The sequence below is a fragment of the Fredinandcohnia onubensis genome, from assembly GCF_002734285.1.
GTDB classification, from domain to species: Bacteria; Bacillota; Bacilli; order Bacillales; family Bacillaceae_L; genus Ferdinandcohnia; species Ferdinandcohnia onubensis_A.
The window spans coordinates 112101-138758 of record NZ_NSEA01000002.1 but is presented as its reverse complement, the minus strand read 5'-3'; the positions used below and the strand labels follow the sequence as shown (position 1 = coordinate 138758).

The following is a 26658-nucleotide window of genomic DNA, read 5'->3' as shown; positions in this document are numbered from 1 at the left end:
AATTGGGTTTTATTCACTCATGAACCATCCCCATGGTATTTCTTGCTTCATTATGACAAGAAATGTATAATAAAGTAGGTATTTATACATAAGTGGCGCTAATACGCCAATGCGCATTTGATTGATTTTTGGAGGGAAAATTGTGAAAACAACTATTTCTGAAGTTAATAAATTTGTTGGAGAAGAGGTTACAATCGGTACTTGGTTAGCGAATAAACGCTCAAGTGGTAAGATTGCCTTCTTACAACTTCGTGATGGGACAGGCTTCATACAAGGTGTCGTTGTGAAGGCGGAAGTGGATGAGGACGTTTTCAAAGCAGCGAAATCAATTACACAAGAAACATCCTTATATGTAACTGGTGTTGTTAGGGAAGATGAAAGGTCACCTTTTGGTTATGAACTAACGGTTACAAATATTCAAGTTATACATGAAGCAGTCGATTACCCAATTACCCCAAAGGAACACGGAACAGAATTCTTAATGGATAATCGTCACTTGTGGCTTCGTTCAAAGAGACAGCATGCTGTCATGAAAATCCGTAATGAAATTATTCGTGCAACTTACGAATTTTTCAATGACAATGGATTCACAAAGGTTGATCCACCGATACTAACTGGAAGTGCACCTGAAGGCACAACTGAACTCTTCCAAACAAAATACTTTGATGAAGATGCATATTTATCACAAAGTGGACAATTATATATGGAAGCTGCAGCGATGGCTCTAGGTAAAGTATTCTCCTTCGGCCCGACATTCCGTGCGGAAAAATCGAAGACACGACGCCATTTAATCGAATTCTGGATGATTGAGCCAGAAATGGCCTTCTATGAACATGAAGATAGCCTAAAAGTACAAGAAGAATATGTTGCACATATTGTTCAGTCTGTCTTGAAAAATTGTCAATTAGAGCTACAAACATTAGGTCGTGATGTATCGAAGCTTGAAAAAATACAAGCACCATTTCCACGTATCTCTTATGATGAGGCGATTGAATTTTTACATGAAAAAGGTTTTAATGACATACAGTGGGGCGATGACTTTGGTGCGCCACATGAAACAGCAATTGCTGAAAGTTATGAAAAACCAGTATTCATTACAAATTATCCAAAGGGAATTAAACCTTTTTACATGCAGCCAGCACCTGATCGTGATGATGTGGTGTTATGTGCGGACTTAATTGCTCCTGAAGGCTATGGTGAAATCATTGGTGGATCAGAGAGAATTCACGATTATGATCTTATGAAACAACAGCTTGAAAAACATGGATTAACAAGTGATGCGTACCAATGGTATCTTGAATTACGTAAATATGGTTCAGTACCACACTCAGGCTTCGGATTAGGCTTAGAGCGAACTGTAGCATGGATTAGTGGTGTTGAGCATGTACGTGAAACAATACCATTCCCACGCTTATTAAACCGACTATATCCATAATTAACAATAGTAGAGACCTTCTTGAAGGAGAAGGTTTCTTTTTTATTTTTTCAACAATTCGAAGCCAAATATTTCTTTCTTATTGCTAACCGTAATCTCATGTTATACTAGGTATGAAGAGGTGTTTATACATGAAAATGGATAAATTAGTTGATTTATTCGAACAAGGCAGTATTTCAATTCCGAAAATGTTAATGTCCTCGTATCGACATCTACAGCTTAATGAAGAGGAAATGATGGTCCTATTCCATATCTTAACTTTTATGGATGGTGGAAATTTCTTTCCTACACCAATTGAAATCTCAAATCGCATGACAATCACAGAAGAAAAATGTATGGAAATTCTACGTCAGCTCATTCAACGTGGTTATTTAGAAATAAATGAAGGAAATGATGAAAATCGTATCATCTACGAAAAATACTCTTTACGACCATTATGGGAGAAAATGCTCCAATATCTTGTTCAACAAAATATACATGAAGAGAAAGAAATCGAACAACAACACGAAAAGGATTTATATAGTATTTTTGAACAAGAATTCGGACGACCACTCTCACCATTTGAATGTGAATCCTTAGCGATGTGGCTAGATCAAGACCATCATGATCCTTCCATTATAAAAGCCGCCTTACGAGAAGCAGTTATGTCAGGAAAGCTCAATTTCCGATATATTGATCGCATCCTCTTTGAATGGAAAAAGAATGGTATCCGTACAATTGCACAAGCTCAGAACCATTCTCAAAAGTTCCGCCAACACCAACATAAACAAAAACAATCTGAGCAACCTCAGCAGGGAAATTACAAACGGACAATCCCTTTTTATAATTGGTTAGAGAGCTAAAGATAAAAAACAGGTGATAAAAAATGCTAAACAAACAACAAATTCAATTTTGTCTAGACACAATGGGAGAGATGTTCCCGGAGGCTCATTGTGAGCTGAATCATAAGAATCCGTTTGAACTGGTGATTGCTGTTTCATTATCTGCTCAATGTACAGATGCATTGGTGAATAAAGTAACAGCTTCTCTTTTTGAAAAATATAAAACACCAGAGGATTACTTAGCAGTTTCTCTTGAGGAGCTTCAAAATGATATTCGTTCCATTGGTCTTTTTCGAAACAAAGCAAAAAACATTCGTAAACTATGCCAAATGTTAATTGAAGAATATGGAGGCATCCTTCCACAAGACCGTGATGAATTAACAAAATTACCTGGAGTAGGTCGAAAAACGGCTAATGTTGTTGTCTCTGTAGCCTTTGATATTCCGGCAATTGCGGTTGATACTCATGTAGAAAGAGTAAGTAAGCGACTAGGATTTTGCAGATGGAAAGACTCTGTATTAGAAGTTGAAAAAACATTAATGAAAAAGGTTCCTAGAGAAGAATGGTCTGTGACCCATCATCGGATGATTTTTTTCGGAAGATACCATTGCAAGGCTCAAAATCCTCAATGTGAAATATGTCCGCTTTTAGAGGTTTGTAGGGAAGGTAAAAAGCGAATGAAGGGGAAAGAAAAGGTTGGATAATGAAAAGGGTATATCTGATATTATTGAAAATTGGGATATAAGAAAAGAACATCTAACTCGCTGCTATCGAAATAGAGAAAAAGTAGCAGTTGTTGAGCCGATGAAAGAAGCAATAGATGATTTTTTAACTTTTTTATGTTTAATAAATGAAAAGCAATTTTCAAGTGCAGAAACCATACTTGAAAACCCTCAGGAATTCAATTATAAGCCGATTAATTTTGAGGAGCGGATTTCTTTTATCTTGAAAAAGCCTCATCAATACCATTCATTTGTACAATTAAACGAACTTTATCATGAACTTCTAAAACTTCATGCAATCATGAAAATTAGAACACAAAAAAAATAACGCACAATTTGTGCGTTATTTTTTATACTTATTCACGGTCTTCATTACCAGGTGGGAGAGGAGGGAAGATCGCGCCTTCACCAGCACCTTCGCCTTCACCGTTGCCATTACCTTCGCCATCGCCACCATTATCACCATCGTTTCCACCGTTTTCATGACCTGGTGGAGTTACAGGAGGGAGTGGAATTTCAATTTCTTCTTCCTGTGGTTCCGGAACATTTATTGTGTTTGATGCAGGATCACTGCGTTTCTCAGGGTTATCATCATTTACAACTGTAACTGTAAATTTGTAGATAGCTCCAGGAATAGCATCAGGAATTGTATAGGTTAATTCCTTAGTTGTTGTAAGAACCTTAGCGGGCCCTTCATCAATTGATACACCAATCTCAAAGCTATTACCCTCAAGCTCACCTTCAGTATATGCCCAAGATAGATTGATTTGATTTGTCACTTGGTCATATTGCACATCAAGGTTTGATGGTGGGTTAAGTTTGTCATATTTATCAGACACTTGAGTTGGTTCTGTACCTTTTATGAAATATTCATAAACAATTTGGTCTTTTGGCGTATAATCACTTGGAAGTTTTGCAGGATTTGATCCTTTTTCCACACCGACCTTAACAACTGATTTAGGCATTACAAAATCCTCTGCTTCTTTTCCTTCAGAAAGATTAGTAATGATGTTTCTAAATAATTTTAATGCTAGGTTCTGTTCAGCAGGCTTAATAGGCTCTCGATTATTTTTATAACCCGTCCAAATTGCGACAGTATGGCTTGGGGTGTAGCCACTGAACCATACATCTGGTACACCAGAAGAAATATTATATTTTTTCATATCCTCTGCTGAATAGTTTGTTGTTCCTGTTTTTCCAGCAATTTGTAAACCGGAAACATCATATTTTCTACCAGATCCAAAATCCATTACAGATTTTAGCATGTCTGTAATCATAAATGCTGTTGCTTCCGACATTGCTTCTTCAGGCTCGGGAGCAAGAGTTACTTCTCTTCCGTCCGGAAAGACAATTTTGTTAACCGCATGTGGTTTAATAAAGTTCCCTTGGTTTCCGAATGCCGCATAGGCTCCAGCCATTTCAAGAGGAGAGATACCCGTTAACGTCCCACCAATTGAATATGGTTCATTAATTCTTTCATCGAAAGTAATTCCAAGATTTTCAGCAAATTCAGTTGCTTTTGTTACGCCAACTTCTTGGAATGCCTTAAGTGCTGGAATATTTCTTGAGTGGGCTAATGCAACTCTTGCAGTTATTTGTCCCATATGTTTTCGATCAAAGTTATTAATAGGAACACCATCTGAGTAAGTGTATGGTTCATCTTTAATTTGATGGTAGGTTGACCATTTTAAATATTCAATAGCAGGGCCATAGTCTAATATAGGTTTAATCGTTGAACCAGGTTGGTTTTCGGATTCAAGCGCAAAGTTTCTTCGGTTATTTTGAGCCTGGTTTCTTCCGCCACCTAATGCTCTAATTTCGCCTGTTTTCGTATCCACTACCGCAATTCCAGCTTGGAACTCGTCATTTGGAAATTGGACATCAGTATTTTCATTTGCTAATAATGAATCGACGTGTGCTTGTGCTTTAGGGTCAAAGGTTGTATAAATTTTCACACCTGCATTATAAACATCGATATCATCATATTCTTTAAGCTCGAGTTTTACTTGGTCCATGAAAGAATCTATTGGTGATGATTGTTGCTTTGATTCTACTATAGACGATTCAATCGGCACCTTTTTAGCAGCTTCTGCTTCTTCTTTCGAAATAAATTCATGCCTAACCATTAGGTTTAGTACAATATTACGACGCTTTTCTGCTGCTTCTGGATGAACAAAAGGGTTATAAATCCCTGGATTTTGCCCTAATCCAGCAATAAAAGCAGATTCATGAAGTTCAAGTTCGTCAAGTGACTTATTAAAATATATTTCGGCAGCCTTGGACACGCCATATGTGTTACCGACCCCGTAGTAGATTTTGTTAAGGTACATTTCAAGAATTTCATCTTTTGAATATTTACGTTCTAATTGAAATGCAAGCCATAATTCCTGTGATTTTCTCGTAAGCTTTTTTTGCCCTTCTTCGAAGAAGGAATTCTTTATTACCTGCTGTGAAATGGTACTCGCTCCTTCAGAACCAAATCCATCAGTAATATTTGCGACAACGGCGCCACCAAGACGAATCACATCTAAGCCATGGTGCTCATAGAAACGAGCATCCTCAACAGCTATTACCGCATTCTTTAAATCCTCAGGTATTTGATCAAGAGGGACGTAGGTCCGTTTTTCTGCCCCAAATTCATAAATTTTATTACCATCCATATCATAAACTTTTGACGATAGTGGATCCTTTAGTAAGGATTCATCTAATGGTGGGGCTCCACTTGCCATTACGAAGAATGTAGTAGCCCCTGCTACCATCCCTATTATTCCAATTAGTAGGACAATGAGTATGATTCGTTTAAATAATGAACCTTTTGCTTTTGCTTTTTTTGGTTTCTTTTTCTTTTGATTCGCATGTCGACGTTCTTCACGTGTTTTATATTTTTCAGACATACAGTTTCCTGCCTTTCAAATGCATTCATACCTATTGACGTTTTTGAATAACAAAATGTTTCATTTTTAGCTTTTTACTATTCAAAATAAAGTTGATTAATAACTTTAATATAATCAATTCTTGGCCTAAATCCAATAGATAATGGATGTCCGTAGGTTTCTACTTCTTTTTTTGTAATTGATTTTCTTCCATCAGCCATTTTTCGATTCCAGAAGGTTAATAAGTGTTTAGCTTCAAGGAAATACATTTCATCTAATGTTGTAAAACGAAGAATTACAAAGCAAATCCCATTTTGCTTTACACAATCAGACATATGCTTTATTTGGTGCTCGTGAAAGTTTTGAAGCGGAAAAGAAGTTTTATTTTTCGTTTCCTTCGCTTCGAAATCAATATAACGGCCTTTGTAAATACCATTATAGTCCGTGGTTGATGCTTGCTTAAAATAAGCTTCCTTTATTACTGCTGCACTTCTTTTCGGATAATCGACATTTACGATTTGCACAGGTGTTGGTTTTTTATGAATGACTGCAATTTCCTGTTCCAAATAAAATTGATTTGTTTCGTTGAGATCTTCTTCTAGCGTCATCCCACGATTCCCATATATTTTTTGCTTGAGATGTGGTTTGTTTTTTACCTGTTGGGGCTTATATACTTTCCCATTTGGATAACGAAACTCCATACTCACATACCCCCTTAGGACACCTATTATACCAAAAATTTCTCAGAATTAGTTTGAAGAAATTGTAACAATTAGGGTCAGGTCTTGAAGGATTACTTTTCACTATACCATACTATTCGGCTGAAAATATACTTTTGGGGGCGTGTTGCTCTAAAGGATGGACACACTATGCGTAAGAGGTGTGCCAAGAATGAGTAAAAAACAAATAGATATTTTTGATATAGAAATGATGGTAGATATTCGTAGAAACAAGGAACTGCATTTAACAATTGAAGAAAGAGAATTACTTTTAGATATTCAATCAAAAACAGCAAAAGGAAATATTGATAATATTTCGCGGACGAAGCGTTATGCAACTTACTATAAAAGAAATAAAGAGATACGTTGGTCATTTTTAGCAAGTCAAGTGTCACGGAATGCTGGTTGGAATATGACGGATTTAGAAGGAGAATGGTTCCCGAAAATTCTAAAAAAGAAAGAGAGAAATATTTTATTCGACACATATGAACGGGCGAACTGGCTCATTTTTTCAGATGCATTTCCACAACTCTTGGTTTACGAGTATTCGAAAAAAATAGGGAAGCCTTTGTTTCACATGCTTAAAATGTTTTCGGTATCCCGATTTATCGAGGCAGAATGGGAGTTTTTTTGGCGATATGGTGATGGGGGGCGTTTGGTAACAGCCCAAATCATTAATGAACAGAATCTCATTCAAAAGCCTGTAATCCAACATCCGTTATTAAAAAGGAAGGTTTTTCAAAGTTTCTTCTATAATCTTCAGGACTTTCTGCACTTTAGTTCAGTCCTTTTTCCAACAATGGATGGAAGATTATTTGGATTTTCCGTTCATAAATTTACAAAACTAGATAATAGAATTGAACTTGGTAAAAAGCTTGCTTCCCTTTTATTTCACAAGGACTATTATAAACTTTTTATTCAATTTTCCAACGTCGTTGAGCATACAGGTTCTAGATATGATTATGAAAGGTATATAGATGAACGAAGATTTCGTAATACTCCATTTTTACGAACTACCTACCCAATTATCCAACACCATAAAGGCAAGACATTAGATTGGTATAAAGGAGAGAGAAAAGATAAATGGTTTGAAGAAGTGGAGTTAGGAGACCAATTTGATCTTACAAAATGGTTCCTGAAAAAACAGAAGCAAGTACAAGCAGGCATCCTACTAGAAGAATTGTTATTAAAAAACAAAGGCTGACTGTCAGCCTTTGTATGTATATTATGTTGATGGTCTATCTGGTCCTTCAAGTTTTTTGTCTCCATAACCAGGTGCTTTCTCTTCATTACGTTCTTGCTTATTTTCCTTCTTATTTTGCTTTGCCATGGAATCTTCACCTCCTACTCGTAGTGTGAGCATCTTTCATAGATAACATTCTTAAAATGTAGGAAACCATTGTCGAAAATAGGGAAAGCAGTTGGAGGAATTCCGCTTTCTTTGACGAATAAAAACTAGTTTTGTCAAGCGTGCAGGAGGAAAAAATTCGGTATCGAATTAACTAAAAAAGACCGAATAGGAGGATGGATATGTTGAAGAGTGAACTTACGACGAAAGCACATGTTTTTGGGGATATTGATCAATTGCTTAATTCATTAGACACGATTGATAGACAAATCCAGGCCGAAGTAGATTTGTGTATTAATGAAGGGGAAGAACAGAAACTGAAGCATATTAAGAATCTCGAAAATGATCTTATTACCTTACAAAACACATATCATAGTCAAAACCCAGAACAATCAATGCAAACTAAAAAGGAGCATTCTTATCACTTAACATTAAGCTATTAAAGCGGTAAGATAGATGTTGAGGTGAAAGAATGTATACGGAATTATTAGCGAAGACGAATATTGTAAAGGATCTCTGTGACCAATCCCTTAAACGATTAGAGGATGTTAAAACGAGTGAATCCTATGAAGTGGATTTTTATAAAGAAGTTAAACCTTTTGTAGATTCTACAATGGAAATTGCAGATAGTTGGAGAGATTTGGCGATTGCATGGATTAATAAAGAGTATCCTAAAAATCTTCATCCTAATCAGATTGATGCTACGCATGAAAATATCCAACATATCTCCATCCAAAGTTTTTATCAAGATACAAAAGTCAAACGTTTTAAAAATATGTATGAATCTATTCAATTTGTACTTGATAACATCCTGGAAAGGGCTACAAAACCAAAACAATAAACCCTCCGTTAAAGATACCTTGATAGAATGGTATCTTTTTTTGAACACCTAACCCAACTTCTACATAATCTATAGTAAAAGAACATCACAGGAGGTTTGTTCCACATGTATCAACATTTTCGAAGGAACAAATATGCAGCTAGACCTTATGGAACTTCGTGGCCTTACTATGGGCAATCTACTTATCAGCAATTTTACGGAGGAGGGTACCAATCGAATTGGAATCAATACAATCCTCCAAGCTATATGCACAATAACATGAACAGTTATCCTGGTTATTCTCCAAACGGATATCAGACTCCATATTCAAATCCTTATCCGATCCCTAACCCAAATGGTACGGGTCAAATGAAAGTGAAAGGAGCGGGGGCCGTCCTTAATCAATTTAAGAAAAAGGATGGGACCTATGATATCAATAAAATGATGGACACAGCAGGACAAATGGTAGGGGCAGTAAACCAAGTTAATTCAATTGTTAAAGGTTTAACGAAAACATTTAAAGTGTAGCTACGAATAAATAAAAGAAAGCTGTTACATATTCAGCTTTCTTTTTTACATAGGTTTATTTAGGTTTCTTTTGTTCATTGTACTGCTTTGCCATTAGCTGTAATGCTTCGTTATAGGATAATCCAGAATTTGCATTCAATCGTTTTACATCTTCGACATTTGTATTCGAATACTGCTTCGTACTAAATCCGTTTGCCATTTTATCCACCTTTTCTAAAGCAATTCATATACTTCATTAAGTTGATGAACACGTGTAAAATCCTTTTCGTCCATCGCATAATTAATTTCTTCTGGTAAAACTTTGTTTAAAAATTCGATTTCTTCCTCATCTAAGTCTCTTACAAATGCTTCTTCAGAAGCGTATTGGGCGTTTATCATCTTTGTAAGAATAGCACGGCTTGTCTTATTCTCATCACCATAGTTTGAAATTGATTCTATTAAATAGCCTAATGTTTTATCCACGATTAATCACCATTTCATTATTATTTGAACATCCTCTATTAGGATTCTTCAAAAAAAGAGGTAAATTCCTCTTTATTATCTGATTCAGATTCTTTAAAATATGGGTTTTCCTCTGTTGCATTTTTAGGGTCAAGATTCGTTTTAATCACAAGCATCGGTTCATCACTGGCTTCTGCAATAATTCGATCGTTTAATTCCTTAAAATCAGGTAAATTTTGGTTGCCTGCCTTTTTGTCCATAATTACACCTCCTAGCCATATCATGCTAATCTTCGAAAGAAAGTATGTAAAAAAGAGCATGTAATTTCACATGCTCTCATCGATGGAGATTTTTCGTTTTTTTGGTTTAGGTATCCGAATTTTTAAGACACCATTTACATAAGATGCTTTAATGTGGTTTGTGTGAATGGGGTATGGTAACGAAATTGTCCGACTGGCTTTGTTGAAAGAATTCTTTTTTACATAATAATGTTTTTTCTCATTGGTTTCTTCCATTTCTTCAACATGGTTAACGGTGATCGTAATATACCTTTCTGAGTACTCGATATCGATTTGTTCTTTTTTGACTCCTGGTAAGTCTGCTGAAATAATAAGCTCTGTGTCTGTTTCATACATATCAATGGGAATCGTTGAGAACGGGAATGGTTTTTCGAAGAATTCGTCTATCGTATCTAATAGTCGTTTGACAGGTTGCTGGGTAAAGAACTCATTCATAGATTTCATAAGTGGACCGAATGCTTCATTTTCACCTTTTGGGTTTGGTTTATCTGACATATCGTCTTTCATTCTTTTTCTCCTCCTAGACGTATTATCTATTGTCACTATATTCATTTCAAATCAAAATGTTTTTATTTTGGGCATGAAAAAAGAACTGAGTTAAAATTGGCTCAGTTCTTTAAAACTTAAATGAATAGTTCTTCCTCTAAGCTTTCATAATCAACCATAATGTTCCCTTTTTCATCAACTTCCACTATATCTTTTTTCTTTAATTTGGTTAAAGTTCTGCTGACTGTTTCACGAGTGGTTCCGATCATATTGGCTAAATCCTTATTTGTGAATTGCGTTGTAATCATGATTTTGCCATCGGGCGTCTCTTGGCCATCTGTATTACAAAGGCGCATGATTAATTTAATAATTTGTTCATATGTATTATTTAAAATCTGAGCCTCTAGTCGATTTTGAAGGTCTACTATTTTCTCACCCATCACCCTAAAGAGCTTGATGCTAACTTGCGGCTGCTGTAGTAATACGTTTTCAAAATGAGAAATTGAAATAACCACAGCCTTTGTATTCTCTAGCACCAGAGCATAAGCAGGATAGTTTCCTTTTCTGAAAAAACCAACGTGTGGGAACATATCTCCATCCTTTTGGACAGTCACAATTTGTTCTTTTCCATTCACATCATTTTTATATATTTTTACTTTTCCTTGGTAAATAAAATAAACATTCTCTAAAGGGTCGTCCTGCATAAAAACATGGGAGCCCTTTTTATACTGACGGTATTGGGCAATGTTCACGATTTCATTTAATTCACTACTTGTTAGTTCTTTAAAAAGTGGTACCGTTTGTAACACCTCAGTTATCTCGATCCGATTCATTTGTATCACTCCATGTCTCTACTATTACTTTAAGTGTACCAAACTACTAGATTACAGGTAAAGCACTTGCGATTTATTTAGCGGCTTAAAAGGTCGTTGTATTAAAGTATGAAAGGAAAACTAGTACTTATCACATAAAATCAAAAGAAATTTATACCTTGTGTAATATTTTGATGATTTTTTTTATAGATTTAATGTAGAAATCATATGATTTCAAAAAATAGTATAGGGGGTCATTTTTTTTGAAAAGGAAGCTTTCAGTTGGATTGGTATTATTGCTTTCTATCTTTTTAGCTTTATCTGGTTGCTTTAGTGGTGAAACGACGACAAATGAACCAGAAAAGCCAGCAACTCCTAGTGAGGAAGGTAAAGAAAACGAACAGGAATCATCAGGACCAAAGATCCTTCGCTTAAATAATAATGAGGAACCTGGTTCATTGCATCCAGGAACTGCACAAGGAACGCATGATTCATGGATTCTTGAGCATGCATTTGAAGGGTTGACAAAGAAAACGCCAGAAGGTGAGATCGTAGCCGGCATGGCAGAGTCCTGGGAGCCAAGTGAAGATGGACTAACTTGGACTTTCAAACTTCGAAGTGATGCAAAATGGTCAAATGGTGACCCTGTTACAGCACATGATTTTGAGTATGCGTGGAAATATGCTTTAAACCCAGAAACTGCGTCTACATATGCATATCAACTCTATTATTTAGAGGGTGGAGAAGCATATAATTCAGCTGAAGAAGGTGCTGATCTAGCAGCACTTGAAGCTGCAGTAGGTGTCAAAGCAGTTGACGATACGACGTTAGAAGTCAAGCTTGCACAACCAACACCATATTTCTTAGACTTAACCTCTTTCTATACGTATTATCCGATTAATAAAGCTGTTCAGGAAGCAAATCCGAACTGGTACCAGGAAGCAGAATCCTATGTTTCAAATGGTGCATTTAAATTAACAGAGTGGAAGCATAAAGAAAGCATGAAGCTTGCGAAAAACGAAAATTATTATGAAAAAGATAAAATCAATTTAGACGAGGTTCATTTTGTTATTATTGACGATGAAAATACGTCTTGGCAAATGTATCAATCAGGTGAATTGGATCTGGTTTACCCGCTTCCACAGGATGTAATTGGTCAGTTAAAGGCTGAAAATAATCCTGAGTTCGAAATCGGCTCTGATCTTTCTGTGTATTATTACAATTTAAACACAGAGAAAAAACCGTTCAATAATGCAAAGATTAGAAAAGCGTTATCTATGGCAATTGATCGCGAAACAATTGTGGAGCACGTTGCTCAAGGTGGTCAAACTCCAGCATATTCAGTAGTGCCACCAGGAATTCCTGATGTATCAGGGGATTTCCAAGAGAATACAGGTAAGCTATTTGAAGCAAATATTGAAGAGGCGAAGAAGTTAATGGAAGAAGGATTGGCTGAAGAAGGACTCGATAAGTTCCCAGCGGTAACGTTAACTTATAACACGTCTGAAGGGCATAAAATGATAGCTGAAGCTGTTCAAGAAATGTGGCGTAAAAATCTCGGTGTTGAGATTACATTAGAGAATGTTGAATTCCAGGTTAAGCTTGACCGTGAAAAAGCAGGAGACTATGAGATTTCTAGAGCGGGTTGGGTAGGTGACTATGTAGACCCAATGACATTTATGGATCTTTGGGTATCAGATGGACCATATAATGACGCAAACTGGAGTAATTCCGAGTACGACAAGTTAGTCAATCTTGCGAAAACAACAATGGATCAAGAAGAACGGATGAAGGCAATGCATGATGCTGAAAAAATCTTAATGGATGAAATGCCGATTATTCCTATTTATTTCTATACAAAGCCGTTTACTGTGAAACCACATGTAACAGGTATCTACACACCAATTAATAGTTATCCTCAGTTCATCTATGCAGATATTAAAAACTAGGTAACAAGTAAATCGAGGTATGCTAGAAATTTAGCATACCCCGATTTTTCTATAGTAGAAGCTCTACTTAAATGCTTGCAATCAAGGTTTTAGAGGGGGATAACATGCTTAAGTATATTGGAAAACGAATTGTCCTAGCGGTTGTAACCCTTTGGGTGATTGTCACACTAACTTTTATTCTCATGCACAGTATTCCAGGAAATCCATTTGCCCAAGAGGGAACAATGCCTGAGGCAGTCTACAATAATCTACAAAGCTATTATAATTTGGACAAACCTTTACATGTACAATATGGTCTTTATTTACTTTCTATTTTACAGTTTGATTTCGGACCTTCTTATAAATCTTCAACCTTAACAGTGAATGACTTAATCGTGAACGGCTTCCCAGTTTCCTTACATTTAGGAACACAGGCCTTGCTAATTGCGATTCCACTTGGCTTGCTTTTCGGAATCATTGCTGCCCTTTATCGGAATAGGTGGCCTGATTACTCCTCTATGATTCTCGCAATCATTGGAATCTCTGTACCAAACTTTATTCTTGCAACCTTTCTCATCAATTATTTGGCGGTTGAATTTAGATGGTTCCCTGTTGCAACTTGGAAATCTTGGTCACATACCGTTTTGCCGTCCCTATCACTTGCGATGATGCCAATGGCCTTTATTGCGCGGTTAATGAGGTCAAGCATGCTCGAAGTAATGAGTCAGGACTTCATTTTAACAGCCAAAGCAAAAGGACTTAAAAAAGGGTCGATCATTTTAAAGCATGCGATTCGAAATGCGATATTGCCAGTCGTTACAATTGTTGGTATCTTAATTGCCAATATTGTAACTGGAAGTTTTATTATTGAAAAAATATTTGGTATCCCAGGCATGGGAGAAATGTTTGTAACTAGTATTTTTAATCGTGATTACCCTGTTATTCTTGGCTCTACGATTTTTTATTCAGCCATCCTAATTCTTTTCATTCTGATTGTTGACATTGCCTATACGTGGATTGATCCGAGAATTAAGGTAACGGGGGAGAGCAAATGAAAAATCAACCAAATCTAACGGAAGATATGTTCACACCAGTTGAACAGAAATATGCGGAAGCAGAGAAAATCGCAAGGCCTAGTATTTCCTATTGGGGCGATGTTTGGAATCGCCTAAAGGAAAATAAATTAGCGATAATAGGGCTCATTATCATTATCATCATCGGAGTCATGGCCATCATCGGTCCCCATTTAAACGGATATACGTATTATGAGCAGGATTTTACGAAAAAGAACCTACGTCCGAATGCTGAGCATTGGTTCGGAACAGATGCATCTGGACGTGATTTGTTTACACGAGCATGGTATGGCGCGCGAATATCTTTATTTATCGGACTAATGGCTGCTCTAATTGATTTTGTAGCGGGGATTATTTATGGAGGTATCTCAGGTATTCGCGGTGGCAGAGTCGATAATATTATGATGAGAATCGCAGAAGTCCTTTATGCTATTCCCTATCTCCTAATGGTCATTTTAGTCATGATTGTCCTTGAAAGAGGCTTATGGGCAATTATTATTGCAATGTCCATTACGGGTTGGATACCAATGGCGAGGCTTGTCCGTGGGCAGGTACTTCAACTCAAGGAATATGAGTACGTCCAAGCAGCAAATGCGATGGGAGCAAAAACCTCTTGGATATTAAGAAGACATATGATTCCAAATACGATGGGGCCAATATTAGTAAATGTGACATTGACCGTCCCAACTGCAATATTTGCTGAAGCAACACTTAGCTTTTTAGGACTTGGGATTCCTGCACCGAAGGCAAGTTGGGGTACGATGGCGAATGATGCATTAGGAAGTATTTTAATCGGGAATTTCTATCAACTATTTTTCCCAGCTTTTCTCATCTCACTGACAATGTTCGCATTTAATGTGTTCGGAGATGGATTAAGAGATGCACTCGATCCAAAATTGCGGAAATAGATTAACTGCATTGATTAGAAGAGGGGGGAAAGTAGATGGAAAACATACTAGAAATCAATGATTTGCATGTTTCGTTTGATACCAGTGCAGGAAAAGTAAAGGCAGTTAGAGGAGTTTCATTTTCAGTTGAAAAAGGGGAGGCAATTGCCATTGTTGGCGAATCGGGCTGTGGTAAAAGTGTGACGGCTAAATCAATTATGAAGCTACTTCCAAGCCCACAAGCAAGAATTGAAAATGGCTCTATTCTTTTAAATGGAGATGATTTAGTTCGAAAATCAGAAAAAGCGATGGGGAAAATTAGAGGAAATGAAGTAGGGATGATTTTTCAGGATCCTATGACATCGTTAAATCCTACAACAAGGATTGGGATTCAAATTGCGGAGGGTATCATTCGCCATAGAAAGGTTTCAAAAAAGGAAGCACTTGAGAATGCGGTAAACATGCTTGAAATGGTGGGCATTCCTCAACCTGAGAAGCGCATTCATCAATATCCACATGAATTTTCAGGTGGGATGAGACAGCGGGTTATGATTGCCATTGCGCTTGCCTGTCAGCCCAAACTTCTAATTGCTGATGAGCCTACTACTGCGCTTGATGTGACCATTCAGGCACAAATTTTAAGGCTGATGAAGAATTTGCAAGAGCAAACCAATACTTCGATTATATTAATCACCCATGACCTTGGAGTTGTAGCGGAAATGTGCAGTAAGGTCGTTGTGATGTATGCAGGGGAAATTGTTGAAACAGGACTTGTCGAGGAAATCTTTTCAAATCCGACTCATCCTTATACGAAAGGATTGTTAAAATCAGTACCTCGTCTCGATATGGATAAGCATGAAAAACTATCGACCATAACTGGTACTCCTCCAGATTTACTCGACCCACCAAAGGGTTGCTCATTCTATCCAAGGTGTGAAATGGCAATGAAAGTTTGTGCTGAACATAAACCAGTTTTTGAAGGCGTTAGCCCAACACAGTACAGCTCATGCTGGTTAAATCATCCGATGGCTAAAAATCGTCTAAATCACGTCTAGGGAGGAGGTAAGAAAGTGGTTGAGAAATCAAACGCATTACTTGAAATAAAAAATGTAAAGAAATACTTCTCGATCCAAAAGAAGCCGTTAAAGGCGGTTAATGATTTGAATTTAATCATAAATAAAGGGGAAACAGTTGGATTAGTAGGGGAAAGTGGCTGCGGAAAATCAACAGCAGGAAAAACGATTATTCGTTTAATTGAACCAACAGCAGGAGAAGTCCTATTTGAAGGAAAAAACATTTATAAGTTTAATCCAAGACAAATGAAGGAGCTTCGCAAAGATGTTCAAATTATTTTTCAGGACCCCTATGCATCTCTAAATCCAAGAATGAAAATTGAGGATATTATTGCGGAACCACTTGATATCCACGGTTTTGCAAGAGGTAAAAAAAGAAAAGAACGTGTGAAGGAACTTTTAGAATTGGTAGGTCTTCGTCCAGAGCATGCTAATCGATTTCCCCATGAGTTTAGCGGGGGACAAAGACAGCGAATTGGAATTGCCAGGGCCTTGGCTCTGAATCCAAAATTTATTGTTTGTGATGAACCAATTTCAGCATTAGATGTATCAATTCAGGCGCAAATAGTTAATCTGTTAAAGAGTTTACAGGAAAAAATGGATTTAACCTATTTATTTATTGCCCATGATTTATCAATGGTCAAATATATTTCAGATCGCATTCTTGTGATGTATTTAGGAAATATGGTTGAGTTTACGGATAGTGAGTCCCTTTATGATGAACCACTCCATCCATACACAAAAGCTTTGTTATCCGCTGTGCCAATTCCTGATCCGGTAGTGAAACGTGAACGAATTGTGCTCGAAGGAGAAGTGCCCAGTCCATTATCTCCACCATCTGGTTGTGTGTTTCGAACAAGATGTCAATATGCAATGGAAAGATGTTCAACGGAAGTTCCACAGTGGAAGGAAGTAAAGCCATCTCATTTCACAGCCTGTCATCTTTATGATTAATACGCACGTTTTACAAATATAGGTAGAAAGTGGTATAATATTTACTAACTAAGTTAAATTAATAGTAATGCTTATTATAAGGAGTTTCTCAAGGAAGCTTCGCGTTAACAAAAAGCCCTAAAGCCAAAGTTAGCCGTAGTGGCGCTATCCAGTTTATAAGCGCACAAAGAACACTTTTTATAATAAGTTTTTTTTTGTCTAGCTTCTGGCGCCATCGGCTCTCTGGTCTAAGTAAATCGCTTCGGAAGGCAAAAAACGCCTTCTGTCAGCGCTTGTCTTATGCTTGTCACCGATAAGCGGGCGCCATGCGCTTTTCTTTTTTTAACAATACTTTGCAATAAGTTTCGTGCCAACCAAAACAAAGGAGATGATTTGAATGGCTTTTGGAAGAAGACCAGTCGAAGAAATTGTTACTGAGGAAACAAAGGTGTGGGAATGCACAGCTGAGGAATGTAATGGATGGGTACGAGATAATTTTAAGAGCACACAAGAACCAACTTGTCCATTATGTGGAGCAGAGATGGAGACCAATACAAGATTATTACAGGTTGTCAACAACCATAATAAAAGCTTTTTAGCATAAAAATTTTATCTGTTTCCTCCACCAAAAAATAGAAAATAATTTTTTAGTTATAAAATGTTTTTTCTATGGACATAATAATTCATGCATTACCTTGCAACAACTTTTGTTGCATTACATAGGAGGAAACAATAATGGCACAAGGAAAAGTAAAATGGTTTAACAGTGAAAAAGGCTTTGGATTTATCGAAGTTGAAGGTGGAGACGATGTATTCGTACATTTTTCAGCAATCCAAGGTGACGGGTTCAAAACGTTAGAAGAAGGTCAAGATGTTACGTTCGATATCGAAGAAGGTAGCCGTGGACCACAAGCTGCTAATGTTCAAAAAGCATAATGAACCAATCATAAACCGTTCAAAACAGACTCTATTATAGAGTCTGTTTTTTTTGTCGTTAATAATCCACTGAAATTGAAAAAACCCCTAACTAATGTTAGGGGAGAGTAATTAATTTGTAGCGGCTTTAACTGGTTTTGCAATCTCAGACCCATGAACGGCCTTGTTGCTAACATCTACTCGTTTAATAAACAATGCTAAGATTAAAGCAACTATATTAATACCCAACGCTACTAGGAAGGAATAATTAATTCCTGCAAGTAATGCTTGTTGACCAATTAAAGCTTGAGTGCTTTCAGTTAATGTAGTTGGATCTACATTTGCTATGAGATTTTCGCCTTCAGACTTGGCCACGCTATTCATTACAGTTACCAATACGGCTGTTCCAATAGAACCAGATACCTGCTGGGCTGTATTGTTGATAGCTGTTCCGTGTGGGTAAAAACGTGCAGGCAGTTGATTTAATCCATTGGTCATAATCGGCATCATGACCATTGACATTCCAAGCATACGAAGAGTGTATGTTGTGATGATATAGGTGTATGAAGAATCAATTTGCAATTGTGATAATAAATAGGTTGAAACTGCTGTAATTACTAACCCACATATTGAAAGAAGACGTGGTCCGAACTTGTCAAATAATTTTCCTGTAATCGGGGACATAATTCCCATAACGATTGCTCCGGGTAACATCATTAAACCAGATTCAAATGGAGAAATTCCACGAACACTTTGTACATATGCTGGTGTCAAAATCATCCCTGAGAACATCGCTACCGCGTTTACAATGGAGATGATTGAAGCAAGTGCAAACATTGGATATTTATAAGCTCGTAAATCAAGAATAGGTTCATCTATTTTTAATTGGCGTAAAATAAAGATAATAAGTGCTAAGCCACCAATAATTAATGATGAAAGAACAAGGGTATCGCTCCATCCGTCGTTGCTTGCGGAGCTGAATCCATATAATAATCCTCCAAAACCGATTGTTGATAGAATAACGGATAAATGGTCAATTGTTGCATTTTTGTTTACTTCCATCACATTCTTTGATTTCCAAACAGCAAGGACTAAGCTGATTACTGCAAGAGGTAAAATCATTTCAAACAATACGCGCCAATCGTAATGCTCTACAATATAACCTGATAAGGTAGGTCCAATTGCAGGTGCAGTTATCATAACTAATCCAAAAACGCCCATTGCCGTACCGCGTTTTTCAACTGGGAAACTAACAAGCATGATGTTCATTAACAGTGGTCCCATAACTGAAGATCCAGCTGCTTGAACCATACGACCAGCAAGTAATACTCCAAAATTAGGTGCAAATGCTGCCATAGCCGTACCAAGTGCGAAAATAACCATTGATGTAATAAATAAGCTACGGTTTGAAAAACGTGTGATTAAATATGCTGAAGCAGGAATTAAAACACCGCTAACCAACATATATCCAGTTGCAAGCCATTGTACAGTAGAATAATTTTCGATATTTAAATCAATCATAATGGATGGTAATGCAACATTTAATAATGAATTATTTAAAAAAGAAACAAAAGCCCCAATAAATAATACAGCTAACATTAAATATGGTGGTTTTTTTTGTTGTAAAGTAGTCTCCATTCATCTTCCCCTCGATCCGTTCGTAAAATATTTACTTGATGATTTTATACCATCAGTTCAATTTATGCAATATATTTATACTTAAGGTATAATATGCTAGTAGTAGTAAATAAAATGTTTACTTGGAATATACAGGAAACGGTTGGAGGATGTATGAATAAACGTAGGAGAAAAGTGGCTGACGTTGCTTTGAAATTATTTGTAGAGAAAGGATTTCAACAAACATCGATACAAGATATCATTGAACAAGCCAATATTTCAAAAGGTACATTTTATAATTATTTCTCGAATAAAAATGACTGTATTGCTGAAATATTAGAAGGATTGCGTTATGATGCCAGCCAAATTCGTATGGAATTGCAGGTTGGGAAAGATGAAACTGACCGTAGTGTTTTAGTTGAACAAATTTCGATACTAACCAAATTAAATAGAGAGCGTAACCTGAATACCATTTTTGAGGCGATTTTAAACTCAAATGAAGTAGAACTGAAAAAACTTGTGATGCATCATCGGATTCATGAGTTGGAATGGCTAGCAGGACGATTTGTTGATGTGTATGGGGATGAAATAAGTCAATATGGGTTTGAACTTTCGATTCTTTTTTATGGGATGATGCATTACATCTCATTTACAATGAAGATGACGAATAGTACGCAACCAATGCCAGAGACGGTAGAGGTGCTGTTAACCTATTTGGAGGCAATAATCCCAATTATGGTCAAAAGTGGTAGTACTTTGCTTGACTCGTCGTCTCTTGATTTTTTACAAGCGAGAATTGATCGAAAGGTACTAAACTTACAGGAACTTTTGGATTTAGCAAAGAATATAGAGAAGGACGTAATTTTTTCAACAGACCAGCGAGATTTATATAGTGCGATTGTGTCAGAATTAAAGCGGGAACGAATTCGAAAAAGTGTGCTTCAGCCATTGATAAAACCATTTCAACTGTCTTTCGTACAAACAGATATTGAACATGAAGTAAATACTTTCACAAATTTTCTTTGGTATTACTTAAGGATGCATTAATAAAAAATACAAAGGGGTGTTCAAGATTACAAAAAATAAAATGGGTTGGAATTTTGACAATAGTTATGTACGTTTACCAAAGGAATTGTATTCAAAAACAGATCCTACTCCTGTACGTGAACCAGAACTAGTGAACTTAAATAAGAATTTAGCCGACTTCCTTGGGTTAGATGTAAATACTTTGCAGAAAGAAGGGGTAGAGGTCTTTGCTGGGAATAAGATTCCCGAGGGGGCTGAGCCTATTGCGCAAAGCTATGCTGGTCATCAATTTGGTCATTTTACAATGCTTGGTGATGGCCGTGCGGTGTTGCTCGGTGAACAGATGACTCCAGATGGAAAACGATTTGATATTCAGTTAAAAGGTGCAGGTCGTACACCTTATTCACGCGGTGGTGATGGTCGGGCTGCAATTGGGCCAATGCTTCGTGAATATATTATAAGTGAAGCAATGCATGGATTAGGGATTCCCACTACCCGAAGCTTAGCTGTAGTTACGACAGGAGAACCGGTTTATCGAGAGACAGTTCTACCTGGTGCGATTCTTACACGCGTTGCCTCAAGTCATATTCGTGTTGGTACGTTTCAATTTATTGCAGGACTTGGGAAAATCGAAGAACTGAGATTGTTAGCAGATTATACGATAGAACGACATTATCCTGAGATTAAAGATGAGGAAGACCGGTACCTTGCTTTACTACGAGAGATGATTAATCGCCAAGCTGCTTTGATTTCAAAATGGCAATTGGTCGGTTTTATCCATGGGGTTATGAACACTGATAATATGACGATAAGTGGGGAAAGCATCGATTATGGACCATGTGCATTTATGGATACCTATGATCCAGCCACTGTTTTTAGTTCAATCGACACGGGCGGTCGTTATGCATATGGTAAACAGCCATATATCGGTGGCTGGAATTTAGCCAGATTTGCAGAAAGCTTATTGCCTATATTAGATGAAAATGAAGAAAAGGCACTTCAATTAGCGCAGGATGAAATGTCAAAATACATCGGGATTTATGAAGAAAATTGGTTAAACGGGATGAGAGCAAAGCTTGGCTTGTTCAATGAAGAGGCGGAAGATAAGAGTCTTATTGAAAACCTATTGGAACTGATGAATTCAAACCAACTAGATTACACGAATACATTTGTAGCGTTAACCTTCGATAAGCTTGATAGCATTGAGATATGTAACACAGCGAAATTTAAAAGCTGGCAGCATAAATGGAAGGAAAGACAGTCTAGACAAGAGAAATCAGAGGTTGAAATAAAAGAATTAATGAAAACATCGAATCCTGCTATCATACCAAGAAACCACCGTGTTGAAGAAGCGTTGGAAGCAGCTGCAGAAGGTGATTATAATGTCATGGGTAAACTGTTAAAGGTATTAAAAAATCCTTTTGCGCACTCCCCGGACCAAGCTGAATACGCAAAACCACCTGAGCCAACAAACAGGTCATATCAAACATTTTGTGGAACTTGATTTAAAGAGCACGCCAATTTAGGTGTGCTTTTTTGTATGCTTAAATATACCAGTAGGAATAACTTCAAAAACGAACGTTTATTCTGTACAATAGGAGATAGATATCCCTGAGGTGATTGATTATGAAGTTTCGAAAAAATATCCATGAAATAATAGATCTAATAAAAGAAAACCCGCAATACGCGAAAAATATTGTACACTGGCATACTATTGAGGCTACGTCCGCTAAAACAATGGACATGCCGAGAGCCATAGATAATAGATTACGAGAAGCATTGGACAAAAGAGGCATACATCAGCTATATACCCATCAACATTCTGCCTTTGATATAACACGAAAAGGTGGAAGTTTTGTCGCCGTAACTCCTACAGCATCAGGAAAAACACTTTGTTATAATCTTCCTGTATTACAATCGATTGTTGAAAACGATCAGGCACGTGCACTTTATTTGTTTCCTACTAAAGCTTTAGCACAGGACCAAAAAAGTGAATTAAATGAAATTATCGAAGAAATGGGAGTTGCAATTAATAGTTATACATATGATGGTGACACACCAGCAAATATCCGCCAGAAAGTTAGAAAAGCAGGTCATATTGTCATTACAAATCCGGATATGCTGCATTCTGCGATTCTCCCACATCACACAAAATGGGTTTCATTGTTCGAAAATCTGAAATATGTCGTTATTGATGAACTACATACATACCGTGGAGTTTTCGGAAGCCATGTTGCTAATGTAATCAGACGGTTAAAACGGATCTGTGAATTTTACGGTAGCAGTCCAATTTTTATGTGTACTTCAGCGACTATTGCCAATCCAAAAGAACTCGCCGAAGATCTGACGGGTACCCAAATGGAGTTAATAGAAAACAATGGTGCCCCAACTGGAAGAAAGCATTTTGTTTTTTACAACCCACCAATTGTCAATAAGCCACTCAATATACGGAGAAGTGCGACACTTGAGGTGCGAAAATTAGCCAGTGAATTTTTACAAAATAAAATTCAAACCATCGTTTTTGCACGAAGCAGGGTGAGGGTAGAAATTATCCTAACGTATTTACAGGAACTAGTTAAACATAAGCTTGGACCAAAAGCGATCCGTGGCTATCGTGGAGGCTATTTACCGAAGCAACGGCGTGAAATTGAACAAGGTCTTCGTAATGGTGATATCTACGGAGTTATCAGTACAAATGCGCTCGAATTAGGTGTGGATATTGGACAGCTTCAAGTTTGTATTATGACAGGCTACCCTGGAACAATCGCGAGTGCGTGGCAACAAGCAGGTCGTGCTGGTCGTCGACAAGGAGAAGCGGTAATATTTATGGTGGCTAGCTCCAATCCTCTGGACCAATACATGATTCAAAACCCAGAATACTTTTTTAGTAGAAATCCTGAAACAGCCCGAATTAATCCTAATAATCTTGTGATTTTAATTGACCATATTAAGTGTGCTGCCTATGAATTGCCGTTTAAAGCAGGTGATACATTCGGTGAACTTGATCTGGAAGATATCCTAGAGTTTCTAACCGAAGAAAGAGTTCTTCATCAGAATGGTGAGAAATGGTATTGGATGAATGATTCATTTCCGGCCCACAATATTAGCCTTCGTTCTGCTTCCCAGGAGAATGTTGTCATAATTGATCAAAACGATATAGCTGCTGTCAAGGTTATTGGTGAAATGGACCGATTTAGTGCAATGACATTACTTCATGATGAAGCTATTTATTTGCATCAAGGTGTTCAATACCAGGTTGAAAAGCTGGATTGGGAAGAAAAGAAAGCATTTGTAAGAGAAGTAGATGTTGATTATTTTACAGATGCAAACCTAGCTGTAAGTCTTCGTGTTTTAGAGGTTGATAAGGAACGGTCGAAGGAATCTGTAGAAATCGGATATGGAGATGTTTCCGTCCAGGCTATGGCGACGATTTTTAAGAAGATAAAATTTGAAACTCATGAAAATATCGGTTCTGGACCGATTCATTTACCCGAAGAGGAACTCCATACGTCTTCAGCATGGATTAGCTTGAAAAAATCAGAGCTTGAGGGGATAAGTGAACAAAGGATCGAAGAAGGATTAGTTGGTGTCGCCAATGTCTTAAGACATGTTGCCCCATTAATGACCATGTGTGACCCATCAGACTTACATGTTGTTCCTCAAGTGAAAGCTGTTCACAATGAGCAGCCGACAATCTTTTTATATGACAGATATCCAGGCGGAATTGGCTTGAGTGAAAAAGTTTATGAGGTTATGGAAAACCTCCTCAATCAATCTGAAGAATTAATTGGTAGATGTTCATGTGAATCAGGCTGTCCTTCTTGTATTGGTACGGATGTGCTAAATGAACGAGCAAAAGGTGATGCACTTACATTAATTACAAAGTTAAAACAAGGTTCAAAACATTAAAGGGGACTCGATTATGTCGATTAAAAGGAAATTAAATCGATTAAAAAATCATATTGTCAAAGAAGAAGGGGTTAAACAAAAGCCAGTAGAGCCGTCTGTTCATTTGGAGGAAATTCCTTATTTAGATAAGTGGAAAGAGTTTGGAGCGGAACCTTTTTATTTTGATGGTACCTATTGTATGGTTCGTAAAGTTGAGTATCCACTGGATTTTCAGCATGGCTTGTATTCTTTTACTAAATTAAACGATGTAATTGAGCTGTGGAATAATTCTGTATTGAACCATCCTCTGTCTGCAAAAGGACATCAAGTTTCTGATTTGTTTTTCTTTGACACTGAAACAACAGGATTAGGTGGGGGGACTGGGAACACTATCTTTTTATTAGGACACGCAAGAGTTCAGAAAGATCGCGTTGTTCTCACCCAGCATTTTTTACCGAATCCGGGTAGCGAGGTTGCTCTTTACCAAAGTTTTCTTTCAAGTGTTGACTACACAACCCTTGTGACATATAACGGAAAATCATTCGATTGGCCACAGGTGAAAACAAGGCATACATTAATTCGAGATGCCCTACCCAAACTTCCAGAATTTGGGCATTTTGATTTGTACCATGCTGCAAGAAGATTATGGAAGAACAAACTCGAATCTGTAAGACTTTCAAATGTCGAAAAAGAAATTCTTGAAATTCAGCGTGATGGGGACGTACCAGGTTATTTAGCACCGATTCTTTATTTTGATTTTGTCGAAAATCAAGTACCAGATGGAATTTTTGGAGTGATGCGCCATAATGAAATCGATATTCTATCGCTACTAACCCTTTATATTCACTTATCTGGTGCTGTTATGCTTGACGAAAAGAATAAATATACGGCCGATAAATACGAAGTTGCGAGATGGTTAGAGGCACTTGGGGAAACCTCCAAGGCTCAGGAACTATATAAGCAGGTTGTTGATGTGGACTCAGAGAAAGAAATGAAGGCAAAGCTTGCGTTAGCGTTTTTATCTAAAAAGGAAAAAAAACATGAAGAGGCAATAAAGCTATTTGGTGAGGTACATGAAAATGGGGCAGAGCATGATTCTGTTCTAGCTAGTGTAGAGTTGGCGAAATATTATGAACATTACTTGAGGGATTATAATATCGCATTGGATTTTGCAAATAGTGGATATGTGAAATGGAAAGAAATCAAGGATCCAGGTAATAAGACAAAAAATGAAAAGATTGAAAATGAATTTCAAAAACGACTTGCAAGAATAACCAGGAAACTTCAAAAAAGTTAGAAAATATTACCCAGGTAAGCGCAAAATTAGTGGTTTTTCGCGCTTTGTTTGTCGATTTTATGAAGATTTGCAAACTTCCTTCATTTGTCATTGTAGAACTTTGTAATACCATGTAAAATAGTGTTTTGTGTAAAGGAAATATTATTTTAGATGGAGAGAGAAATGTATGTATAAGAAAATTTTATTTCTGTACTTTTTTGTACTTGTAATAACTGTAATTGTATTAACTGGAATAAAAGAAGGCTCATATGCCTTTTTCTAATAAGACGCGGCTTTAGAAAACTTCTACTAAAAATAGGTGTTTTGATTAGTACATGACTATCCATTCCTTCATAGGCTATTAATGTAAGACAGATGAAGGAAAGGAGATAAAAAAATGAATGGTAGACCACGCGTAATGCAACCTATCGTACACCCAACAAAATGCTGTGTTCAGCATCATTGCTTTACAACAATTGTTCCACATATTCATCCTTCACATACGCAACACATTAACCACCATATGTATCAACATATGCATTACTACCCACACACTGAATCAGTTGCGAATGAAGTATCAAATCAGCACTTTAATTGTGGAGCAAGACCACCAGGACCGTTTATGGGAAGATAATTGAAAAATAAAACGCAATCTAAAAATGTAACGTATAATAAGACGATCTAACAGGAACTGTCATGGTTCCTGTTTTACATACTTCAAGGAAATTATTCGATGTA

At 37.0% G+C, this 26658-nt stretch carries 28 protein-coding genes; 20 read left to right on the top strand and 8 right to left on the bottom strand.

The window, feature by feature from the left end; translation table 11 throughout:
* Nucleotides 1–142: 142 nt before the first annotated feature.
* The 4 genes from asnS (at nucleotide 143) to CKJ95_RS01525 (ending at nucleotide 3306) form a co-directional block, all read left to right on the top strand.
* A complete protein-coding gene (gene asnS, locus CKJ95_RS01540) occupies nucleotides 143–1435 on the top strand; it encodes an asparagine--tRNA ligase (RefSeq protein WP_099351656.1) in 1293 nt (430 codons plus the stop codon).
* A 131-nt stretch (nucleotides 1436–1566) separates the two neighbouring features.
* A complete protein-coding gene (locus tag CKJ95_RS01535; protein ID WP_099351655.1) occupies nucleotides 1567–2277 on the top strand; it encodes a DnaD domain-containing protein in 711 nt (236 codons plus the stop codon).
* A gap of 23 nt (nucleotides 2278–2300) precedes the next feature.
* Nucleotides 2301–2960: an endonuclease III gene (gene nth, locus CKJ95_RS01530; protein ID WP_099351654.1), complete on the top strand. Its 660-nt coding sequence runs from the start codon at nucleotides 2301–2303 to the stop codon at nucleotides 2958–2960.
* On the top strand, nucleotides 2953–3306 hold the full coding sequence (locus CKJ95_RS01525) for a YpoC family protein (RefSeq protein WP_099351653.1): 354 nt from the start codon (nucleotides 2953–2955) through the stop codon (nucleotides 3304–3306). The genes nth and CKJ95_RS01525 overlap by 8 nt, the downstream gene beginning before the upstream one ends.
* A gap of 28 nt (nucleotides 3307–3334) precedes the next feature.
* Here CKJ95_RS01525 and CKJ95_RS01520 read toward each other — a convergent pair whose 3' ends face one another.
* Together CKJ95_RS01520 and recU are read right to left on the bottom strand one after the other, a co-directional pair.
* On the bottom strand, nucleotides 3335–5872 hold the full coding sequence (locus CKJ95_RS01520; protein ID WP_257215696.1) for a PBP1A family penicillin-binding protein: 2538 nt from the start codon (nucleotides 5870–5872) through the stop codon (nucleotides 3335–3337).
* A 77-nt stretch (nucleotides 5873–5949) separates the two neighbouring features.
* A complete protein-coding gene (gene recU, locus CKJ95_RS01515; RefSeq protein ID WP_099351652.1) occupies nucleotides 5950–6552 on the bottom strand; it encodes a Holliday junction resolvase RecU in 603 nt (200 codons plus the stop codon).
* Between the two features lie 190 nt (nucleotides 6553–6742).
* Here recU and CKJ95_RS01510 point away from each other — a divergent pair, with 190 nt between their 5' ends.
* From CKJ95_RS01510 to CKJ95_RS01495, 4 genes are all read left to right on the top strand, one after another.
* Nucleotides 6743–7774 (top strand): DUF2515 domain-containing protein, encoded by a 1032-nt coding sequence (locus CKJ95_RS01510; protein WP_257215695.1) that lies wholly within the window; start codon nucleotides 6743–6745, stop codon nucleotides 7772–7774.
* A gap of 326 nt (nucleotides 7775–8100) precedes the next feature.
* Nucleotides 8101–8361: a hypothetical protein gene (locus CKJ95_RS01505; RefSeq protein WP_099351650.1), complete on the top strand. Its 261-nt coding sequence runs from the start codon at nucleotides 8101–8103 to the stop codon at nucleotides 8359–8361.
* Between the two features lie 29 nt (nucleotides 8362–8390).
* Nucleotides 8391–8759 carry a YppE family protein gene (locus tag CKJ95_RS01500; protein WP_099351649.1) on the top strand — a complete coding sequence of 123 codons (369 nt, stop codon included), beginning with the start codon at nucleotides 8391–8393 and terminating at the stop codon, nucleotides 8757–8759.
* Nucleotides 8760–8864: 105 nt separating this feature from the next.
* Nucleotides 8865–9266, top strand: a complete 402-nt coding sequence (locus tag CKJ95_RS01495) for a YppG family protein (protein WP_099351648.1) — start codon at nucleotides 8865–8867, stop codon at nucleotides 9264–9266.
* Nucleotides 9267–9321: 55 nt separating this feature from the next.
* Here CKJ95_RS01495 and CKJ95_RS23270 read toward each other — a convergent pair whose 3' ends face one another.
* The 5 genes from CKJ95_RS23270 to CKJ95_RS01475 all read right to left on the bottom strand — a co-directional run bounded on the left by CKJ95_RS23270 (nucleotide 9322) and on the right by CKJ95_RS01475 (nucleotide 11325).
* Nucleotides 9322–9465 (bottom strand): hypothetical protein, encoded by a 144-nt coding sequence (locus tag CKJ95_RS23270; RefSeq protein WP_180271390.1) that lies wholly within the window; start codon nucleotides 9463–9465, stop codon nucleotides 9322–9324.
* Between the two features lie 14 nt (nucleotides 9466–9479).
* Nucleotides 9480–9728, bottom strand: a complete 249-nt coding sequence (locus CKJ95_RS01490) for a sigma-G-dependent sporulation-specific acid-soluble spore protein CsgA (RefSeq protein WP_099351647.1) — start codon at nucleotides 9726–9728, stop codon at nucleotides 9480–9482.
* 38 nt (nucleotides 9729–9766) lie between these two features.
* Nucleotides 9767–9967, bottom strand: coding sequence for a hypothetical protein (locus CKJ95_RS01485; protein WP_099351646.1), 201 nt, complete (start codon nucleotides 9965–9967; stop codon nucleotides 9767–9769).
* A 66-nt stretch (nucleotides 9968–10033) separates the two neighbouring features.
* Nucleotides 10034–10513 (bottom strand): Hsp20/alpha crystallin family protein, encoded by a 480-nt coding sequence (locus CKJ95_RS01480; protein ID WP_257215694.1) that lies wholly within the window; start codon nucleotides 10511–10513, stop codon nucleotides 10034–10036.
* 116 nt (nucleotides 10514–10629) lie between these two features.
* The gene (locus tag CKJ95_RS01475) at nucleotides 10630–11325 is read right to left on the bottom strand and encodes a Crp/Fnr family transcriptional regulator (RefSeq protein ID WP_099351645.1); all 696 of its coding nucleotides are present in this window, start codon (nucleotides 11323–11325) and stop codon (nucleotides 10630–10632) included.
* A 242-nt stretch (nucleotides 11326–11567) separates the two neighbouring features.
* Between CKJ95_RS01475 and CKJ95_RS01470 the strand changes: the two genes are divergently transcribed.
* The 7 genes from CKJ95_RS01470 to CKJ95_RS01440 all read left to right on the top strand — a co-directional run bounded on the left by CKJ95_RS01470 (nucleotide 11568) and on the right by CKJ95_RS01440 (nucleotide 18134).
* On the top strand, nucleotides 11568–13253 hold the full coding sequence (locus CKJ95_RS01470) for a peptide ABC transporter substrate-binding protein (protein WP_099351644.1): 1686 nt from the start codon (nucleotides 11568–11570) through the stop codon (nucleotides 13251–13253).
* A gap of 104 nt (nucleotides 13254–13357) precedes the next feature.
* Nucleotides 13358–14287 (top strand): ABC transporter permease, encoded by a 930-nt coding sequence (locus CKJ95_RS01465; RefSeq protein ID WP_099351643.1) that lies wholly within the window; start codon nucleotides 13358–13360, stop codon nucleotides 14285–14287.
* The gene (locus tag CKJ95_RS01460; RefSeq protein WP_099351642.1) at nucleotides 14284–15213 is read left to right on the top strand and encodes an ABC transporter permease; all 930 of its coding nucleotides are present in this window, start codon (nucleotides 14284–14286) and stop codon (nucleotides 15211–15213) included. The genes CKJ95_RS01465 and CKJ95_RS01460 overlap by 4 nt, the downstream gene beginning before the upstream one ends.
* A gap of 35 nt (nucleotides 15214–15248) precedes the next feature.
* Nucleotides 15249–16247 (top strand): ABC transporter ATP-binding protein, encoded by a 999-nt coding sequence (locus tag CKJ95_RS01455; RefSeq protein ID WP_099351641.1) that lies wholly within the window; start codon nucleotides 15249–15251, stop codon nucleotides 16245–16247.
* 15 nt (nucleotides 16248–16262) lie between these two features.
* Nucleotides 16263–17219: an ABC transporter ATP-binding protein gene (locus CKJ95_RS01450; protein WP_099351640.1), complete on the top strand. Its 957-nt coding sequence runs from the start codon at nucleotides 16263–16265 to the stop codon at nucleotides 17217–17219.
* 376 nt (nucleotides 17220–17595) lie between these two features.
* The gene (locus tag CKJ95_RS01445) at nucleotides 17596–17802 is read left to right on the top strand and encodes a cold-shock protein (RefSeq protein ID WP_099351639.1); all 207 of its coding nucleotides are present in this window, start codon (nucleotides 17596–17598) and stop codon (nucleotides 17800–17802) included.
* Between the two features lie 131 nt (nucleotides 17803–17933).
* Entirely contained in the window at nucleotides 17934–18134 is a 201-nt protein-coding gene (locus CKJ95_RS01440) for a cold-shock protein (protein ID WP_099351638.1), read from the top strand.
* A 111-nt stretch (nucleotides 18135–18245) separates the two neighbouring features.
* On the opposite strand, the gene CKJ95_RS01435 is transcribed toward CKJ95_RS01440, so the two are convergent.
* The gene (locus CKJ95_RS01435) at nucleotides 18246–19751 is read right to left on the bottom strand and encodes an MDR family MFS transporter (RefSeq protein WP_099351637.1); all 1506 of its coding nucleotides are present in this window, start codon (nucleotides 19749–19751) and stop codon (nucleotides 18246–18248) included.
* A 153-nt stretch (nucleotides 19752–19904) separates the two neighbouring features.
* Between CKJ95_RS01435 and CKJ95_RS01430 the strand changes: the two genes are divergently transcribed.
* The 5 genes from CKJ95_RS01430 (at nucleotide 19905) to CKJ95_RS01410 (ending at nucleotide 26554) form a co-directional block, all read left to right on the top strand.
* Nucleotides 19905–20777: a TetR/AcrR family transcriptional regulator gene (locus tag CKJ95_RS01430; RefSeq protein ID WP_099351636.1), complete on the top strand. Its 873-nt coding sequence runs from the start codon at nucleotides 19905–19907 to the stop codon at nucleotides 20775–20777.
* A 40-nt stretch (nucleotides 20778–20817) separates the two neighbouring features.
* Nucleotides 20818–22260, top strand: coding sequence for a protein adenylyltransferase SelO (locus tag CKJ95_RS01425; protein WP_099351635.1), 1443 nt, complete (start codon nucleotides 20818–20820; stop codon nucleotides 22258–22260).
* Between the two features lie 122 nt (nucleotides 22261–22382).
* Nucleotides 22383–24665: a DEAD/DEAH box helicase gene (locus CKJ95_RS01420; protein ID WP_099351634.1), complete on the top strand. Its 2283-nt coding sequence runs from the start codon at nucleotides 22383–22385 to the stop codon at nucleotides 24663–24665.
* A gap of 13 nt (nucleotides 24666–24678) precedes the next feature.
* The gene (locus CKJ95_RS01415; protein WP_099351633.1) at nucleotides 24679–25941 is read left to right on the top strand and encodes a ribonuclease H-like domain-containing protein; all 1263 of its coding nucleotides are present in this window, start codon (nucleotides 24679–24681) and stop codon (nucleotides 25939–25941) included.
* A gap of 376 nt (nucleotides 25942–26317) precedes the next feature.
* A complete protein-coding gene (locus CKJ95_RS01410) occupies nucleotides 26318–26554 on the top strand; it encodes a spore coat protein (RefSeq protein WP_099351632.1) in 237 nt (78 codons plus the stop codon).
* Nucleotides 26555–26658: the final 104 nt, after the last annotated feature.

What these genes read in the sequence shown, in the direction of transcription:
- CKJ95_RS01420 (WP_099351634.1), top strand. Translation starts at nt 22,383, where the DNA reads ATGAAGTTTCGAAAAAATATCCATGAAATAATAGATCTAATAAAAGAA.
- CKJ95_RS01505 (WP_099351650.1), top strand. Translation starts at nt 8,101, where the DNA reads ATGTTGAAGAGTGAACTTACGACGAAAGCACATGTTTTTGGGGATATT.
- CKJ95_RS01415 (WP_099351633.1), top strand. Translation starts at nt 24,679, where the DNA reads ATGTCGATTAAAAGGAAATTAAATCGATTAAAAAATCATATTGTCAAA.
- CKJ95_RS01480 (WP_257215694.1), bottom strand. Translation starts at nt 10,513, where the DNA reads ATGAAAGACGATATGTCAGATAAACCAAACCCAAAAGGTGAAAATGAA.
- CKJ95_RS01510 (WP_257215695.1), top strand. Translation starts at nt 6,743, where the DNA reads ATGAGTAAAAAACAAATAGATATTTTTGATATAGAAATGATGGTAGAT.
- CKJ95_RS01445 (WP_099351639.1), top strand. Translation starts at nt 17,596, where the DNA reads ATGGCTTTTGGAAGAAGACCAGTCGAAGAAATTGTTACTGAGGAAACA.
- CKJ95_RS01475 (WP_099351645.1), bottom strand. Translation starts at nt 11,325, where the DNA reads ATGAATCGGATCGAGATAACTGAGGTGTTACAAACGGTACCACTTTTT.
- CKJ95_RS01460 (WP_099351642.1), top strand. Translation starts at nt 14,284, where the DNA reads ATGAAAAATCAACCAAATCTAACGGAAGATATGTTCACACCAGTTGAA.
- CKJ95_RS01455 (WP_099351641.1), top strand. Translation starts at nt 15,249, where the DNA reads ATGGAAAACATACTAGAAATCAATGATTTGCATGTTTCGTTTGATACC.
- CKJ95_RS01495 (WP_099351648.1), top strand. Translation starts at nt 8,865, where the DNA reads ATGTATCAACATTTTCGAAGGAACAAATATGCAGCTAGACCTTATGGA.
- CKJ95_RS01410 (WP_099351632.1), top strand. Translation starts at nt 26,318, where the DNA reads ATGAATGGTAGACCACGCGTAATGCAACCTATCGTACACCCAACAAAA.
- CKJ95_RS01535 (WP_099351655.1), top strand. Translation starts at nt 1,567, where the DNA reads ATGAAAATGGATAAATTAGTTGATTTATTCGAACAAGGCAGTATTTCA.
- CKJ95_RS01435 (WP_099351637.1), bottom strand. Translation starts at nt 19,751, where the DNA reads ATGGAGACTACTTTACAACAAAAAAAACCACCATATTTAATGTTAGCT.
- CKJ95_RS01430 (WP_099351636.1), top strand. Translation starts at nt 19,905, where the DNA reads ATGAATAAACGTAGGAGAAAAGTGGCTGACGTTGCTTTGAAATTATTT.
- CKJ95_RS01465 (WP_099351643.1), top strand. Translation starts at nt 13,358, where the DNA reads ATGCTTAAGTATATTGGAAAACGAATTGTCCTAGCGGTTGTAACCCTT.
- CKJ95_RS01500 (WP_099351649.1), top strand. Translation starts at nt 8,391, where the DNA reads ATGTATACGGAATTATTAGCGAAGACGAATATTGTAAAGGATCTCTGT.
- nth (WP_099351654.1), top strand. Translation starts at nt 2,301, where the DNA reads ATGCTAAACAAACAACAAATTCAATTTTGTCTAGACACAATGGGAGAG.
- CKJ95_RS01440 (WP_099351638.1), top strand. Translation starts at nt 17,934, where the DNA reads ATGGCACAAGGAAAAGTAAAATGGTTTAACAGTGAAAAAGGCTTTGGA.
- CKJ95_RS01520 (WP_257215696.1), bottom strand. Translation starts at nt 5,872, where the DNA reads ATGTCTGAAAAATATAAAACACGTGAAGAACGTCGACATGCGAATCAA.
- CKJ95_RS01425 (WP_099351635.1), top strand. Translation starts at nt 20,818, where the DNA reads ATGGGTTGGAATTTTGACAATAGTTATGTACGTTTACCAAAGGAATTG.
- CKJ95_RS23270 (WP_180271390.1), bottom strand. Translation starts at nt 9,465, where the DNA reads ATGGCAAACGGATTTAGTACGAAGCAGTATTCGAATACAAATGTCGAA.
- recU (WP_099351652.1), bottom strand. Translation starts at nt 6,552, where the DNA reads ATGGAGTTTCGTTATCCAAATGGGAAAGTATATAAGCCCCAACAGGTA.
- CKJ95_RS01485 (WP_099351646.1), bottom strand. Translation starts at nt 9,967, where the DNA reads ATGGACAAAAAGGCAGGCAACCAAAATTTACCTGATTTTAAGGAATTA.